Source organism: Moorena sp. SIO3I8 (genome assembly GCF_010692325.1).
GTDB lineage: Bacteria > Cyanobacteriota > Cyanobacteriia > Cyanobacteriales > Coleofasciculaceae > Moorena.
In genome coordinates this window covers 1-2,064 of record NZ_JAAHHW010000295.1, presented here as the reverse complement: position 1 = coordinate 2,064, position 2,064 = coordinate 1, and the positions used below count along the sequence as shown (strand labels likewise).

At 38.5% G+C, this 2,064-nt stretch carries 2 protein-coding genes; both read right to left on the bottom strand.

The features are described from left to right. Positions 1–327 precede the first annotated feature (327 nt). A complete protein-coding gene (locus tag F6K51_RS36340) occupies positions 328–1,620 on the bottom strand; it encodes an MFS transporter (RefSeq protein ID WP_293030787.1) in 1,293 nt (430 codons plus the stop codon). A 9-nt stretch (positions 1,621–1,629) separates the two neighbouring features. After that, on the bottom strand, positions 1,630–2,064 hold a 435-nt coding region (locus F6K51_RS36335), incomplete at its 5' end, for a sulfotransferase domain-containing protein (RefSeq protein ID WP_293030784.1).

The window sequence follows — 2,064 nt, the reverse complement described above, 5'->3', positions numbered from 1 at the left end:
AAATAATTCACCTCAAAGTCCCCCTTTTTAAGGGGGATTTAGGGGGATCCATTTGTACCTCATGAGTCCTATAAACGCTATAATTCTCCTCGAATACCGTTGGCACTAAATCCGCCATTTCTGTAGAGGCGATCGCCCCCACTAACCCTGCTTCCTGACTTCTGGGATTTGGAGGTATAGCAGAAGTCAGAAGTCAGAAGTTAGAAGTCAGAAGTCAAAAGTAAGCTAAGACTAGGTTTGCTGAGTTTAGGAATGTCCTAAGCTTAATGGGTAGTGCTATATTAGATCCAATGGCGATCGCCCAAGATAGGAAGCATCTCTATCGACTTATATCATCAGCTGACGGTTGCGGTAACACATCACTGCACTCAGCAAACACAATAAAGCGCTCAATAAACCAATCATTTGATAACTGTCGATATTAATAGCACCCAGAGAAAATCTCCATACTCCTAATGTAAAATTTAAATAAAATCCAACAAAGAAGGGTACTAGATTGCCCAGAATCATTCCGGTACTATTGAAGAAAGCCAATGCTGTAACTGCCGATCGCTCCGTGGCAGTATTGTGTACCCCAACGAGCAATGCCATTTTCAATCCCGATTGTAAAAAACCAGTAATAATAGCAATTAAGACCAGGCTGAGAGATGAAAACTGCCACCAACCATAGGACAATTCAATAGGTTGCACAAATAACCATAGCACTCCGACAGTTGCCAGCATTAAGACGATAATATATATGGTACGCATAAAGCCAATGGGATCTATTAGTCGCCCCCAAATTGCTATCCCAGTCAGAGTTCCTACTATATTTAATGTAATTAACTGGGAAATATAATTGGCATTAAGCTGTAACCCAATTGCTAAATAGGTGACAAACAGGGGCAAAGAAGAAAGAAAACATAAAGTCAAAATAGTTATTAATAAACGGTATTTTTTATTGGAAAATATTTCGCGGATATCATCTAAAAAATTCTGGTTAATTTTATAGGGAGATTGACTATTTTCATAAATTTTGATTTTATAAGTTATGAGTCCTGCAACTAAACAGTACATCATCAGCAAAACAACTATATATGCGTAATCATGAAGTGCTAATTTTTCTCCTAGCGTCACAGAAAGAATAGCAAAAAAAAGTAAATTAAACCCATGCACAGTCAGTCGCATTTTCCCAAAAAACCATCCACGCTCTTCTGGAAGCGTAGATTCCCGAATTATGGGTTGAAAAGCTACTCCTTTTGTAGTATTATGAACGATATTCATAAACAAAATAATAATACAAAAAAAACCAAAACCAAAGAGTTGATTTTTTCCATACACTATAGGCACAATCAGCATTAATGGTAGTAGTAAAAATAGTAAAGCAAAACCAATCATCAGAGTAGTTTGACTACCCCAACGTTTGACAAAATAAATACCTGAAATCTGTAGCGGTATAAGTAAGGAAGGTAAACCAATGGCAAAACCGATTTGACTTTCTTGTAAACCGAGGATACTGGTTGCGTATAACTGAAGTAAGCTGGCATCAATAGCACCAAAACTGGTCATAAGAGGGATAATTGCAATATTCGACGCAATCAAAAGTTTTTGATTCTGAGAGCGTTCTTTTTCATTAAGCATATCGAGTTGTCACCATGTAATATCTAGCTCTGGCATTAATTGCTTCAGTTTTTTATTCCAAGGAGCATAATACTCATCTAATAATGCTTTTGCTTCCTGTGGAATTGGTTCGTAGGGCTGAGCATTTCCTTTTGAGGCTTGCCCTCGAAGCACCCACAAGCCACGGGAATTTTGTTCAGCCAAGGATCGGTAATCAAAGGGAGCCAATTTTAGAAATGTCAGGATTTTATCCATCACTTCAAAAGGCGATCGCTGAAAATCTTCTAATAGCACAACCCATAGCTGTTCTCGCGAAAAATATTTCAACCACGTTTCCAAATGCAAGGCATAGTGCCCTACGCTTAGCAGGCGATCGTAGGGATCGGGTTGGCTTGCTGACAATCGTCTTTTAATCAAAGAGACAAAATCAGTATCGACATATTCAGGAATGGCTCCTATCACGTC

What these genes read in the sequence shown, in the direction of transcription:
- F6K51_RS36340 (WP_293030787.1), bottom strand. Translation starts at nt 1,620, where the DNA reads ATGCTTAATGAAAAAGAACGCTCTCAGAATCAAAAACTTTTGATTGCG.